Genomic DNA, 15412 nt, shown 5'->3' on the forward strand with positions numbered 1-15412 from the left:
TATATTATTTGGATGTGTATATTTCTAACTACTTTATCTTTTCGGTCTGAAGTTTTGCTTCCAGTTCTTCTGTGGCTTTGCGCAGATTGTAACCCGCTTTGGCCAGATAATTATTCGCCCTTCCTCTGAATTTGATAAACCATTTAAGGCGGTCACCTTCGTCCAAAACATTCATGGCGTTATCCCGGGCCTCTGATAAATAATCGTAGACCTGTTTCTTTTGCTCTGTACTGAGGTTTGGCAACAAGGCCTGGAAATGAGTATACTCTTGCTGTAACCGATGGTCGGTCATTTCATTCTGGGCAAGTTCAACCCTGTTCGAATCCACTAAAGTCGAAAGCTTCTTAAGGAATAACTTGCGTTGGTCGTGAAGCTGTGTTTGATAGCTGGCCCAAATATCAGAAGCTGCCTTATCGGTTTCTTCTTTACTCTTTGGCTGCTGACTGGCTGCCTTCATTTTGGCATCCCGCTCCGCTATCATTTCCTGTATCTTTTGGTATTGATGAGCGACTAGATTTCTGACGGCCTCGCTTTGCGATTTGTCTTTAATATCAAGAGCTTTTGTTACTTTATTTGATTGAACAATCTCGATAGCTGTTGAGCTTTTATCTCTTCTTTTAGCCCAGTCGGCACTCTCCTTCTTCATGTCGAATCCTTCCGCAGCCAGATAGTTGGTAATCTTACCTTTATACTTTCCGAACCAGGCATGCTTTTCTTTTGAAGAACTACCATCCATAGCAAGCTCACGGGCTTCAACCAGAAGACCTTTTATTTTATCCTGCTGGGTTTGTGTAAGGTAGGGCGTTTGCAGCAGGTAATTGGCAAACGTAAGAGGGACAACGTTGTACGTCATGCCATCTTTAACTTTTTCGATCTGGGCCTGAGATAAATGGCGGCCTAGTTTAGACAGATATTGAGTGTGTAATTTTTTAAGTTCCAGCTCGGCCGAACTTTTAATTGCTGCGGTCCTAGCAGGATTGGTATTGCCAATAGCTTTTAATTGCTCATCTCGCTTTTTCTGGATAGTATTCAGGGCGAAATATTGATCTGCGATTAGCTCTCTTACCTTGGTTGATTTCGATTTTCCGGTGACATCGAGGCTTTGAACGATTTTATCTGCGCGCTCTTCTAGTACCTTCTTATAGGCGATTTTTTCTTCCTTAGCAGTTTTGGCGGTCTGAGCTACCAGCGGTGCAGACGCGCTAAGCAAAAAAAGAAGGACACCGAAGTTTATAAATTTAAAATATTTCATCATGGCTATTATTTAAGCAGATTCAAAGTATCGTAATTGTTTTTCGGATCTTTCCAGTCTGCTTTTAAGAGGATCTATACTGTAAACGCACTTTTCAGTTTTTGTGTATCCATTGCTATTCAGGTAGGACACCGTATTGGCCGGATTTACGCCGTACGATTTCGAACAAGATTGAAAAACGGACACTTGATAAGAAGCTATAAGAACTATAAATACTTTAGCTGCAAAATGAAAATGTCTCGGTGTGTGACGTGGCATTGAGTTAAGTTTAACCGGCTACAACGTTATAGTAATATCAAATATCAGCCGAAAAGGACTTTATTTTCTGTAGAATTTTCTCATGGTGCTGTAGGATATTAGCTTCATCAAGAATGTTACAGAACACAATTTGGAAGGTCAAAAAAGAAAAGGGAGCATGCGCCCCCTTTTTTTAACTTAAAAAGCAACTATTGCAATGGGTCGAAAGTTCCTGCTCCGTTCACGCTATTCCATCCTTGAGTTTGTTCAAGATAAGGTGATACATCTAATATACTTTTATTGATACCCAAGAAATAGTATTCCTTGTACCATTTAAACTTCCAATTGTTGTTGGTAGGATCAAGATTATCTTTTTCGATAACTACAAAATGGTTATCGTATAGATAATCTAGATATTCGTCGAAGGTAGTTATACCTGGAGGATAAGCAGCTGGCTCACGTGAGATTACCGGAACAACACCGCGGCTATTTACCAGCATAGGATCCCCTATAACTTTCGGATCCGTCGTAGGATCAGGCTTAGTCACTTCAACATATTTACTTCCATCATCTTTTTTCACGTAAATCCAGATTCCAGTTCGTCGGGTACCATTTAAAGGATCCATACCAAGACGAGTTAATGTACCAAACTCGTCATCGAATAGCATCCAGCGGCGTAAATCCCAGAAGCGTTTTCCTTCAAAAGCAAATTCAATTTTCCGTTCGTTAATAGCTGCCGCAAAATGTTGATCACGGGTAACAACATTACTTAAGCCATAAGCGAGATCTAAGTTCTCAACACCGGCACGCTCTCTTATTGACTTGATTAATGTTAAACCTTCAGAAAGTTTGTCTATTCCAATCGCGGATTCAGCCAGATTTAAAACCACTTCAGCGAAACGCATCTCCATAAAATCGGTACCGCTGTAACCAAAATCCCCGCGGGAGTTACTTGCATCTGGATTTGTTCCTTTTCTTATATAAATTCCGCTGCTGTTTGAGCCCGCAGTTTCAGTAGTTTTATCCGGAGTGGCTTTACTTGCTGCAGAAAACCAGCTATAAGTCCAGAGCCTGTAATTTTTGTCTTCGTTAAAGGGCCAATGCGACCCGTTATATGCAAATGTTTTGTAAAAACGGGGATCACGGTTCTTATAAAACTTATTTGGATCATACGTATATGTTGAACTATTGCGGTCTTTCCCATCTTTCATAGGAAACGCGTCCATAATTTGCTTAGTTGGAGATAAAGATCCTGCTCCCTCAATTTCTCTCGGACGTGCAGCTTGTTCCCAACCGTTATTTTTCTGTACCTGATCTGAGATGACACTATTGAAACCAGTTATGATTACGGCTTCCGGATTATTGTATTCCTCAAAAAACATTTTTTCCCATGCTGTTGCATTAGCGAGGCTTCCTTTTTTGTATAAACCAAATCCGCTAGCTTCTAACAAATTTTTTGCAGCAAGGTTAGCATCATAAGCTCTCTGCCAGCGAGCTCTGTCATCGTTACGATTAAATTGCGGACTAGCCCAGGTTAAAAGAACGCGGCCTTTCAAGGCAGCAGCTCCACCGCTTGTAATTCTACCCCAATCACTGTTTCCCCAGTTAGGAGGAAGAAATTCGGTGGCAGCGTCCAGATCTGCTACGATCTGCTCGATGACCTCTGAGGATTTACTACGAGGCACTTCAATACTAGCCGCCCCTTCTATTACAATTGGATTTTGAGGTTCTAGTATTAGTGGTACTCCTCCATATAGTCTTACCAGATCAAAATATTGAAAAGCACGCCAGAACAACATTTGTCCTTTCAGTTCCTCACGCAATTTCTCTGGCAAACCATATTTATCAATTTCACTTAAAAAGATATTAATCTGTTTGATTCTTGTGTAAGGATTATTTTTAGGCCCACCTGTAGGCAATTTCTCGCCAAAGTATTTTGAGGCATGATTTTGATTATAGTCGATTTTTGACCATACCCTGTTCCAATCCGTTTGTCCTGCGAATTCTTCGGTTGTTCTTGAAAAGGCATCTCCATGGGCCAATTCCCATGAGAATGCTGCTGCATTATCTCCAGGCTGAAATGAGTAGTACATATAATCGACATATGACTGGGCAAGCACAGGATCTTTGAATACTTGCTCGTTCTCGCCATTTAAATCACGTTTCTCTTCCAGGAAGTCTTTTTTACAGCTTGCCGAAACTATAATACATAGCGAGGCAAAAAACCATATAATTTTATTTCTGTTCATAATTTCTAAATCTATAGTGAAAGATTAATGCCTAAAGAAAATGTTCTCAAAGCAGGGAATGCATCCCAGCTACCTTCAGAATCTTTGTAGTCGAAGGGGTTATAAAAGTTTATCGGATTTACACCAGTAAACACAACCCGGGCATTCTTTACATGCAACTTGTCTGATATCTTTTTGGGTAAACTGTAATTTAGGTTGAAGTTTCTCATCCTCATTCTAAATGAGGATACCCTCCAAAATTCTGAAGTAGGCTCAAGACTGATATCTTCGTTGTGAGGATTTGGATATTTTCCGTTCGGATTTAATTCCGGATCATAAATATCGTTCCAATAAGCGGGAACGCTTTGGTAAATTCGGCTGATATCCTGGTTCAAGGGCTTTCTCGAGTCAATTTCAGACCAACCACCAAAAGAACCACCTATTGCACTGTCGAAACTAAAACCTTTATACCCAAATCTGAGCGTAATGCCGAATCCATAATGGTTGTCGGCTCTTTTTGCCAATAAAACCTGATCATTGTCGTCAATGATACCGTCAGCTGGCGCAAATGTACCATCCGACTGCAAAGGACCTCTTACATCTCTATAATATAGCATTCCAGGCTTTAAATTATCAGCCTCTACATCATGCACCTCAGTAATATTGTATTGTTGTACGTACGCATCAATCTCTGCTTGGGAACGGAACATTCCTAAATAGTCGTAACCCCATTGGCCTATATCTGTTGACTTTCCAGGTTGGGCTCTCCATGGATATGCTGCATCGTTATCGTTGAAATTTCCTTTAGTTTGTTTATTATCATACCAGGAGAAACGAGTGTCGATTCCGTATCTGAAATCCTTTCCGATATTATCATTCCAGCCTAAACCAATCTCATAACCGAAAAAATCTACGGCTCCAAAATTTACAGAGGCCACACTACCACCAACTGTAACAGGAACATTTGCAGTTCTTTCTATTAGCATATTGGTTCCTTTATTATAAAAAGCTTCTATAGTAGTCGAAAGTCTTGAGTTTAAAAAACGTGCGTCGAGTCCAAGATTTTGCTTGAATTCATCACTCCAGGTAGCATCACGATTTGGTGACGCCTCCATTTTCATACCTATACTAGCTGGATTGCTGTCGTCATCGCCAAATACGCCACCTTTTCCTTGCTGGTAACTGTAACGCTGTCTCCATAACCATGGCTTAGTATCATCTCTTCCCAGTAAACCAACCGAGTATCTCAGCTTAAGGAAATCAACAGCAGGTACCTTGAAAAAGCTTTCTTCTGAAACTACCCAACCTAGAGCAGCGGAGTAAAACCTTCCCCAATAGTTTTCTGGTGCAAATTTGGTCGATGCGTCACTTCTGAATACTAAATCGGCTAGATATTTATTTGCAAAATCGTAATGAGCACGACCTACATAACCAAGGGTACCTGACTCATTTCCGGCACTTTTTCCTTCGTATTCGCCAAAAGCGGTGTTAAGTTGCCCGTTTGTTGTTAAGGTCGGGTCATACCGCCATACATCCTCCTGAGACGATTCGGCTTCAGATCGCTCTACTGTAAAAAAGCCGCTTACATTGTGCTGGCCAAACTGGCGCGTATAATTTGCCGACAAATTTGCCTGGTATGATAAAAAATGTCTGTTTGAAAAGTACAAACGATTTCCATTCTCATAAGACTTTTTACTGCGAGGAGTATTTGAATCGATAATATGCGCAGTTCCATAATCATACACGTCAAACCAGGTTCCGGTTTGGGTTCCCCTTGACGAACCTATGTTCCTGGCGTACGATGCCCGGGCTTTCAACCCTTTAATAAAAGGCAGTTCGTATTCGGCATATAAATTAAAGGTAGTAGTTCTATCATCACCGGTTGCCAGGTTATTCAGATCAGTAATTGCATAATAATTATATCGTGAAAGAGCATCGGTTCCCGGAAGTTTTACCGGTAATCCGTCCACATAGTAAGGAATATACTGTGGTGCACGAAGCAGGTTTCTGTAATCATTCTCTTCCTGCTCACCACCGATTTTATTGAATGTTTTGGTAAGTCCGTCGAAAGTACCAGACACTTGCAATCCGGCTTTTAAGTTCGAGAGAACATTTACATCTGCGCCTGCTCTGAAGGTCCACTTATTGTAATCGAGACTACCCAGGTTACCATCTTGTGTATAATAAGCGATGTTGGCAAAATAGGTAGATTTATCTGCTCCGCCGCTTACATTAAAAGTATGCCGCATATTCGAAGCAGAGGTCCATGCATCGTCCAACCAATCGTAATTATTGTTTTTATAATGCTCTAATTCTTCTGCTGTAAAAACGTATTTAACATCGCCAGGACTGCTTGCAATCCTATTAGAACCATATGCTCCATTTCTGATATTCATATATTGAGCAAACTCATAGCCTGTCAGCATTTTAGTTCGGTATGCTTCATCATTTATAGCGAACGAACTGCTATAACTTACTCGCGGCTTACCTATCTTTCCGCGTTTAGTTTGAACAATAACGGCACCGTTTGCAGCACGAGAACCGTAAATCGCAGCGGCGGCATCCTTCAAAATTGAAATACTTTCAACTTCCGATGGGTCAAGATTATTAAAAAGAGTGTTGTCAGGAACGCCTTGTGCGTCTACCTGGATTACATCATCTATAATATATAAGGGAGAATTACTTCCATCCTTTGACAAGGTTAAGGGGTTTCTAATTGTTAACTGCGCTGTAGAACCTGGACGCGAAGTGCCTCCAGATACAGAGAGCCCCAACATCCGGCTCGCTAAAGCTGCACCCAGATTCCCTAAAGGCAGATCTTCGATTTCTGCAGCGTCCAAATTATCGATCGCTCCTGTCGACGCTCCCTTTGTTGTAGTACCGCCATACCCCGTTATGATAACCTGGCTTAAAGCAGTAACATCTTCTTTAAGTTTGACATCAAAAGATGTTTGCCCCTTAACTGCCACTTCCATAGTCTGAAATCCGAGGTAGCTAAACACCAATGTTTCATTTCCGGTAGGCAGGTTCAAACGGAACACACCCTCAACATCGGTTACAGTCGCCGTAGTTGTTCCTTTGATCTTCACAGTTACGCCTGGCAGGGGTTCACCCTGGCTGTCTGTAACCTTTCCGGTGATGTTGTCCCTTAATGCGTCTTTTAGTTCTGCGCCGAGCGTAACCCCGATTTTGCTGGACGTCTCGGCCTGGGAAGTTCCTGATAGAAAAATCGCTATTAATAAAGGAGTGCAGGCTATCCTCGAGCCCCTACTCAAATAATACTGCGTTTTTGAAAAGTTCATATTACGAAGTCATTAAATTGTTAGTGTTTTTTAGCATTTATCGGTTACTGATCGGAGCAGATAATCTGTCAGATAATGATTCCTGATGTGTTACTTTCTCCCGATTTTTTATCTGAATTCGTTGTAAGTAAGGTATTGCCTGCGCCCCTTACTTATTTGAATAACTCATCGCTTATAAAGCTGATTATTGGTTTAAAACGGTATATCAAATGTATCCTGAAAACCGTCGCGGATTATATAGCATTTTTTCCAAAGATTGTATGATCTTACCAATTAGAAAATGACGATAAATCCAATAGAGCAATGCGACTAAATTTAAAAACGACGATAAAGTGAGACGTGTAAAAGAGATTAAAATTAGCTTAAAATAAACTTAAAATTAGCTTAAAATTTGATTATTAAGATTTTATAAAAAAAATCACCTTTGACAATTTCGAGTACTCACATCGAGATTTCTACAAGATAATATTCGTGGAGTTAGTAATTTTTGTGATTTAGCTAGTCAAATAAAATGGTAAGATATTATAATATTTTTTTCAAAAAATAAATGATGCCCTGTAGCTTTCAACTAAGTGAGCTATAATATTACCAGTACCAAGAAAAAAGTCGTCAATTTGAAAATGTTAGACCGCTAAAAATCGCGTTAAGATTTGGTATCTTTTTGAAGGGGTTGAAAGGGGGCGAATCAGATAATGATTCTAAGAAAGTGCAACAATCGCAAACCAGTTTAGACATCGCCAGGTTATTTATTAGTAACGGCACTAGATCCTCCTATTCCGCGGTATTATTGTCGATGTACATAGATAATAACCTTCCAACCGGTTGAAGTCTGACAACGAGCGACTCAAAAACGTTCGGCGACACTGGGCGTAGAAATAAAAACTATAAAAGTCCAAAAACTATAATCGAATCGCTTCGACACCTTATAATCGGTAAATAAAAAAGAGGCCTGAAAGATATCAGGCCTCTTACTAAATATATTCAGATACGATTAATTCTGAATCTTAACATCAATACTAACGTAAGCTTTGTTTTCATAATCTGAAGCCACCCCGTTCACCAAAAATGCCCCATACTTGCCTTCAGGAGTTTTAAAGTAAACAACATTGCCTGCCGCCAAACCAGCCTGCCAGGTAGTAAAATTCGTAGAAGTAACATTAAGCGTCCTTGCTTTTGCCTGTTCCTCAATTACACTTCCAGAAACTAATGTGTAAAGGAATGTGTTAGTTCCACCTGTCACCGGTGCACTAAATACCGTTGCCCTCTTCGTCCATGCGCTGATATCGTAGGTTGGGAAAGGATTAGTTGTGGCACTAAGAGAGTAATAATTATAAATATACCTTCCCGCATGCGCCGGTCTGGGATCTGGTGTTCTCCAAATTCCAAAATCTATATCAGCAGAATTCGCCTGCCCTTCTGTGTAGCTAAATGAAGTACCCTTGCTAATCGAGTAGAATGAAGGATTAACCTTAGTAAGAGTATCAGGAGCATATACTCTCCTGCTCGCAATTACTTTATAACTAGGATTTACTTCTATCGTTACTTCCTTATAGCCATCGCCAATGTAATGCCCTTTTTCGTTTAAAGCATATACCCGGTAAGTGCTTTTTCCGTCCCTCTGCATCGTTAGTTTTAAAGTTCTGGAATAACTCCTTCTTTCTGATTCATCTGAAACTACCGTCGCAGTACGTTCAGGGTTACCACTACTTGAACCGGCAACTTTTTCAACAACAACACTGTGCATGTCTTCATTGCTTGATGTAATTGAATAATCAATATACACGGTTTCGCCATCATTTACATTGGTGTAATCTGAAACAAGCTTGGGGTCAACCAACGGATTGCCATGATACAGAACAGTAGCTGCGGCAATTTTAGCTCCGCTCGCGTTAGTAGCCCAAACTTCGTAGGTACTCTGAGGACTACCTTTTTTCACTTTGATAGTCGCCACATACTTATTTCTTTCAGCAGCTGTGTTAGTTCTGGTAATTACGGGAGTGGTACTGCCTGTTTCAGATATATTTATTGTATACATCTGATTAAGTGTAGGATTACTTGTAGGTGTACTAATCTCAAAGTCCAGCAATATTTCATCGCTATTTAAAGCTGATGTGTAAACCACGTCAACTTCGTCAAACATATTAAATATATTTTCCGAATCCTTTTTACAGGAATAGATTGTTATCGTAGTCAGAAAAAGCAAACTCAACAACTTATTTTTTTTATTTTTCATGTCTATATTTTAAAAACATTTGTATTCTGTTCACTAATCTGCTAGCGGATCAAAAGTACCACCAGCCCAACCTATGGTTGGTTGAATATCGATTCCCGAGTTGACGAAATCATTATGGAAAGTATAGAAATAATGAAATTCGGGAATGTTATAGGGCTGATAATTTCCTGGGGATATAACCCTTGCTTGCTGAAAATACTGTAAGTAAGTTGCTTTATCGTTGATGTTAATTTTATCTCTAAACATAACACCATTTGCATCCTTAGCTTCCAGAATATTCTTTGTAGTATTGCCATTGCGTAGCAAAACCTCGATAGTCTCCATATTTCCGGTAAGCAGGTGCATTCTGCGTGTTCTTCTTAAATCAGAATTTCGTTTGTTTTCGAATGCGAATTCAATCATACGTTCGTTCAAGATCAAATCACGCATTTGACCTTCACTAGTTATTGATCCTAAGCCGTAGTCATTCGTTCCTGTACCTTGCTCTATTTTTGCGCGCTTTCTGATTTCCCTAACCATATCCTTGGCAGTTGCAAGGTCTCCAGTTTCATTAGCACATTCCGCATAGTTCAACATCACTTCTGCTAACCGTATCTCAATCCAGTCCATACCATTTCCGCCTAAGTTGCTCTGGTATCTGACGGATGTTGGCGGAGCAATTGATGTAAACCTCTTACTGTAAACTCCTCTTAAATTTGATTCATTGATAGCAGTATTATAAGTCCATTGCTTTCTATTCAGATCACCATCTAATGGCCAGGTACTTCCATTATAAGCGATAGTGGCTTCGAATCTCGGGTCGCGATTCTGCCAGAACATCACCGGATCATAAGTATAAGCACTGGCAGTTGATCCAATTGGATTACCATCCTTCATTGGATAGGCATCTAATAACCTGGTGCTTGCCTGGAAGCCCTGATGCGCGCCGCCCTGCGCACTTGCTGGTCTTGCACGGTACTCACCGTCATGGCCTCTTCGCTCTAGCGTACTGGAATAAGTTCTTACTAAAATCGCCTCAGTATTTTCTGTGCCTTCTAATCTAAAGATATCGGCATAGTTGGGCAATAGCCTCTTACCATGGGTATTATAAGCTAATTCATAAGCAACTTTATTTGCATCTCGAGCGGTAATCCAACGGCTTTCATCATTACCCGGGTTAAATTGAGGGCTGGCCCAATACATCAGAACTTCAGCTTTTATACAAGTGGCGATAAGCTTGTCTATCTTACCTCTGCCATTTGCATCTTGCCACTGAACTCCTTCCAAATACTCTATCGATTTGTTAATGTCCGACAAAACAACATCAAATATTTGTCTTGCACTCGCTCTGCCTTTCACATTGATATTTTGAGGGTCTATCGGTTCTAAGGTCAATGGAACACCGCCATACACTTTGGCCAACTCAAAATAAGTCATAGCCCGCAACGCGTGGTACTGACCCAGAAACTCCTTTTTCTTTGCATCAGACATCTTCCCTCCAGGAATATATTTTATTGCAGCATTGCATTTTGCAATGTCAAAATATTTATTACCTCCCGAAGCGTGGTTGTAAGTATTACCGGCGAACCGCACATCGTGATTAATCAAAGCACTCTGCAGTCCAAGAGCAGTCCTTGCCCACTGGTCTGCTGCGGGAAATATGTTTTCATCACTAGCCAGGTGTATACCATACCTACCTGACATGGTCGAGCTGACATTGTCCTGATAAATAAACTGAGGGATAACGTTGTCATACACTCTGTTTATATGTAATTGTACAGATCCTTCCGCATCAAACAACGAAGCAGCATCTATTCCACCTCTATCAGGGAGTTCAAAAAACTCATCATCATTTACTTTACAAGCAGAAACACTGCAAGCAATTGTAACGGCAAGAATCGCCTTTTTTAATATATTATTTGAGTAAATTTTCATGTCTAATAAATTATAGATTCACACTTAATCCTAAAGAAATAGTTCTCAGTATAGGGTAATCATAAGCACTCGACGTATAAGGATCTTTATACGGAAGTGGATTTACGATAGTCCACAAGTTATTACCGGTAGCCAACACTCTTGCACCTCCTAATCCTAACTTACCGGCATACTTAGCTGGAACTTTATAACTCAAGGTGAGATTATTTATTCTTACAGTTGTACCATCAACAGCCCAAAACGTTGAGTTGCGCGTTAAAGATGGTTGATCAAACCTTGGGAACCTACCATCCGGGTTTTCCGGGCTCCAGCGGTCTTCCCATATTGATAAAATATTTCTGGTCGTTGATGGTGCAATTCTGGCGCGACCATCGTAAAATACTTTTCCGCCTATTCTGGCAAAGATGTTGGTACTTAAGTTAAAGCTTTTATAACCTAATCCTAAGTTTATACCAGAATTAAAGACCGCATTGGTGTTGTTGTACATCGGAACCATGTCCCAGTCGTTAATAATCCCATCTTCATTTGTATCTTCAAAATACTGAAATCCGGGTTGCGGAATCTGGTTATACAAACGATAATTAGGATTCTTTTCCATAAAGGCATCAACCTCTGCCTGGGTTCTGAACGTCCCTTGATAGATTAACCCAATGTTACTCTGATTATATTTTCTAGGGTCAGTTCCAAAAGAGGTGGCCAGGCCATCGGCCAAATTCGTTTCGAGAAAGTCTCCAGGCGCATAAATAGTTCTTTCCACCACAGAATTGCCATAGCCAAAATTTATACTTGCGTTTAAGCTTACTTCGCGCGCAATCTTCGCTTTGTATCCAATTGTGAACTCAGAGCCCCAATTATAAACTTCTCTGTAATTTACTACCGGAGCATCGATTCCTAAATACAAAGGATACAGATTGTTAGCCCCCCTGTCGAGTCCATCATAGGTGTAGTTTTGGAATACTTCCACTCCTAAATCAAGCTTATTATTAAACATTGTTGCTTCTAACCCGGCGTTAAAGGTTCTTTTCTTTTCCCAGGTAATCTCGGGATTAGGAAAGACACTAGGTATTAACGAATTTCCGTTGTTGTTCCCGTAGAGATAACCGTTGTTTGTATCAATAATGTATCGGTCCTGCCATAATCTCGCCGCTACGCGATCGTCGCCCGCAATACCGTAATTAACTTTAAGCTTTAAAAAGTTAACAAAATCTACATTATCCTTAAAGAAGTTTTCCCTGCTAACCACCCATCCAAGCCCCAAACTTGGAGACAGGCCCCAACGATTGCCTAAAGCGAAGTTTGATGAAGCATCTAAACGGGCAACACCTTCAATTAGATACTTTTTATCTATATCATAGCTAAAGCGTCCGAAGAAAGATCTTTTTGTGCTTTCTCCCCTGCTCACCTGCCCTCTGGTTAACCGATTTGCGTCGAAAGCCCAAAATTCCTCGCCACCGGGGATTAATTGGTTCGCCCAGACCGCACCTAAGGTTTCATCATTAGCCTCGCTTTGCTCGCCACCAACTAAAACATTGAAGCTATGCAGTCCAAGTGTCTTTGCGTACTGAAGTGTAAAGAAGGCCTGGTAACTGTTGAACTCAGACAATGTTGGTGAAAGTTGTGCATCGTTAGCCCGTCTGATTCGGCTGAACGGAACCTGAACCCCAGCATTATCAGGATCACTTGATAAAAGAGGAGTATTTGAAAATAATTCATTATTATTTCCCATCCTTTCAAAGTTGTACAGATTGTAAGGTGCATCATAACTGCGACTATTGGTGCTGTTACTTCCCTGCGAGACCTGCAACTTTGCAGTTAAGCCTTTAAGAAATTGCGGCTCATAGCTTAAGCTGGCGTTAATACGGTAGCCACGAGATTTACGATCATTGAAATAGCCTGATTCTAAAAGGCCTCGTGGATTACTACCATTATAGTTTACAAGCTGCCCGTCAATAGACATCGGAACCCAGCTAGGAACAGAAATAATTCTCTCGAAGAATACCTGATCTTCGTTCGTTAAATTATGCTTGGCAGTCCTTACATTCTGATCAACATTAAAACCAATATCTGCTTTCAGTCCTTCAGTTATAGTTGCTGTTGCACCACTTCTGAAAGAATATTTATCAAATTTCATCCCCTCCCAGTTCGCATTTTCGTTTTGATAGCTGCCTCCGGCAAAAAATGTAAGTTTCTCAGTTCCACCCGACACACTCAGATTATGTCTTTGGGTAGCAGCAGGTTTCCATAATTGGTCGAACCAGCTTTTATTGTTTAATCCCCTTATATACTCTAAATCCTGAGGAGAAAAAAACTTTGAGGTTTCCTCATTTCTTAACCGATACGTGTCGTTCAGCAAAAGCGCATGTTCGTATCCGGAAAGCATCTCGGGAGTACTGGCAGCGTCTGAAATACCAGCATATCCGTTATAACTAATGCTTGGTTTTCCGGATTTCCCTCTTTTCGTGGTTATGAGTACTACACCTTTTGCTCCGGCCGCACCATAAATTGAGGCAGAAGCATCCTTTAAAATAGACATGTTTTCAATCATTGAAGCGTCTATATTATCGAACTCCTCCCTAGTAATGGTAATACCATCAACCACGTAAAGAGGTTCGGTAGTTGCACCCAACTGTCCCGCAATGTCACTTCTCGATGCATTCCTTATATTTAAGGTAATAGGTGCTCCCGGTCTACCTGAAACCTGGCTAACCCCTACCCCTGCAATCCGGTTTCTCATGGCGCCCGCCAGGTTTGGAGCAGGAATATCCATCAATTCCTCGCCCGTTACCGTAGCAATCGCTCCTACTATTTCAGAACGTTTCTTGGTACCATAACCCGTTACAACCACCTGATCCAACATTGCTGTACTTTCATTCAAGGTAACATCAATGGTGGTACGTCCCGACATTGCAATCTCGCGGGTTTCAAACCCCAGATACGTAAAAACCAAAGTTTCATTTCCCGTAGGCAGATTAATTCTAAATCTTCCTTCAACATCCGTAACTGTTGCGGTTTTTGTTCCCTTAATTAAAACTGATACGCCCGGCAAAGGTTCTCCCTTTGCATCCTTCACCGTTCCCGTTACATTTTCCAGGTTTTTCTTAATAGATGAGGTTAAACCGGTATTGTGTGTTTCGGCGTTGGCCGTTCCGGTTAAAAAAGCCGCAATTAGTAAAGCAAGGCTCATCTTGTTCCCCCGGCTTAAATAATACTGCGTTTGTAAAAATAAATTCATAATTGTTGATCGTTAAAAATTATCATTAGACAAATCGAGACCTGTTAAACAGGTTTGGGCTGCATGACTACACATGGCCCCGAGCGTTAATTACTTTTTCATCCCAGACTTTAGTTTAGTTTATATATTAAATAGCCGCAAACAGGTTTACCTGATATACTCATCATTTATGCGAAGCCTTGAAAATTGTAAAAGTTCTATTGGTTTAGTTGGTATAAATTTATTACATAACCCACACCGCTTTATATAGCATTTTTTCCAGATATTGTAGGATGTTAGCATTCCCGCCAAGTGTCGAAATTACACTTAAGCGGGGCCTCGTTACATCTTCTTTTTAGCCTCTTCCTGCTTTATCCTGTTTTGCCAGTCGATACTCGCCTGTTTCATATTTATACCCGCAGCAGACAAATAATTATTGATTTTACCCTTATACTTGCCAAACCATCCATGTTTTTTTTCAGACGACTCAGCATCCATGGCAAACTCTCTCGCTTCGGTAAGATATGCTAAGATTTGCTTTTTTTGATCTTCTGTCAGGTTGGGCAACATTTGCAAGTAACCATTGTAGGTGATAGGCAGAACACGGTAAGTCATCCCATCCTTAACCGCTTCAACTTGTTGAGGATTAAGTTCTGCAGAAAGGCTTTTTAAATAAGCGGTGTGAAGCTTACTGAGTTGCAATTTCTCCTCCTCTTCAATCTTTTTTACAGCGGAATCTGCTAACGCCCTGTTTTCTTTATTAATCTCCTTGGCAGATTTAACTGAAGCCTTCCGGGCTTCATGAATATTATTCAATCCTCTGTACTGCCCGGCGATGATATCACGTACTTTAAGCGCTTTTTTCTGATCCGAGATGCTTAAAGCTTGAACTATTTTATCAGCACGCTCGGTGATCACTTTAGTATAGGCTGCTTCTTTCTCGGCAGCAGTAGCCGTCTCCTGCGAAAATACAGACGTACCCCAGGTCATTACCACAATACTCAGGATTGTAATTCTTTTAACTAATTGATTCAT

7 protein-coding genes are annotated in these 15412 nt (G+C 40.7%); all 7 read right to left on the reverse strand.

Translation table 11 applies throughout. The annotated features are described in order from the left end of the window. Positions 1-28: 28 nt before the first annotated feature. Positions 29-1255 carry a DUF3826 domain-containing protein gene (locus tag J3P43_RS18080; protein ID WP_255905062.1) on the reverse strand — a complete coding sequence of 409 codons (1227 nt, stop codon included), beginning with the start codon at positions 1253-1255 and terminating at the stop codon, positions 29-31. Positions 1256-1698: 443 nt separating this feature from the next. Beyond that, positions 1699-3738, reverse strand: coding sequence for a RagB/SusD family nutrient uptake outer membrane protein (locus J3P43_RS18085; RefSeq protein WP_255905063.1), 2040 nt, complete (start codon positions 3736-3738; stop codon positions 1699-1701). An 11-nt stretch (positions 3739-3749) separates the two neighbouring features. Then, positions 3750-7019, reverse strand: a complete 3270-nt coding sequence (locus tag J3P43_RS18090) for a SusC/RagA family TonB-linked outer membrane protein (protein WP_255905064.1) — start codon at positions 7017-7019, stop codon at positions 3750-3752. 991 nt (positions 7020-8010) lie between these two features. Next, positions 8011-9252 (reverse strand): hypothetical protein, encoded by a 1242-nt coding sequence (locus J3P43_RS18095; protein WP_255905065.1) that lies wholly within the window; start codon positions 9250-9252, stop codon positions 8011-8013. A gap of 33 nt (positions 9253-9285) precedes the next feature. Further along, entirely contained in the window at positions 9286-11166 is a 1881-nt protein-coding gene (locus J3P43_RS18100; protein WP_255905066.1) for a RagB/SusD family nutrient uptake outer membrane protein, read from the reverse strand. 10 nt (positions 11167-11176) lie between these two features. Continuing rightward, the gene (locus J3P43_RS18105; RefSeq protein ID WP_255905067.1) at positions 11177-14398 is read right to left on the reverse strand and encodes a SusC/RagA family TonB-linked outer membrane protein; all 3222 of its coding nucleotides are present in this window, start codon (positions 14396-14398) and stop codon (positions 11177-11179) included. 321 nt (positions 14399-14719) lie between these two features. Then, entirely contained in the window at positions 14720-15412 is a 693-nt protein-coding gene (locus tag J3P43_RS18110; protein WP_255905068.1) for a DUF3826 domain-containing protein, read from the reverse strand.

The organism is Paradesertivirga mongoliensis (genome assembly GCF_024436395.1).
Lineage (GTDB): Bacteria > Bacteroidota > Bacteroidia > Sphingobacteriales > Sphingobacteriaceae > Paradesertivirga > Paradesertivirga mongoliensis.

Coding starts and splice junctions, on each gene's coding strand:
- J3P43_RS18080 (WP_255905062.1), bottom strand. CDS start 1,255: ATGATGAAATATTTTAAATTTATAAACTTCGGTGTCCTTCTTTTTTTG.
- J3P43_RS18085 (WP_255905063.1), bottom strand. CDS start 3,738: ATGAACAGAAATAAAATTATATGGTTTTTTGCCTCGCTATGTATTATA.
- J3P43_RS18090 (WP_255905064.1), bottom strand. CDS start 7,019: ATGAACTTTTCAAAAACGCAGTATTATTTGAGTAGGGGCTCGAGGATA.
- J3P43_RS18095 (WP_255905065.1), bottom strand. CDS start 9,252: ATGAAAAATAAAAAAAATAAGTTGTTGAGTTTGCTTTTTCTGACTACG.
- J3P43_RS18100 (WP_255905066.1), bottom strand. CDS start 11,166: ATGAAAATTTACTCAAATAATATATTAAAAAAGGCGATTCTTGCCGTT.
- J3P43_RS18105 (WP_255905067.1), bottom strand. CDS start 14,398: ATGAATTTATTTTTACAAACGCAGTATTATTTAAGCCGGGGGAACAAG.
- J3P43_RS18110 (WP_255905068.1), bottom strand. CDS start 15,412: ATGAATCAATTAGTTAAAAGAATTACAATCCTGAGTATTGTGGTAATG.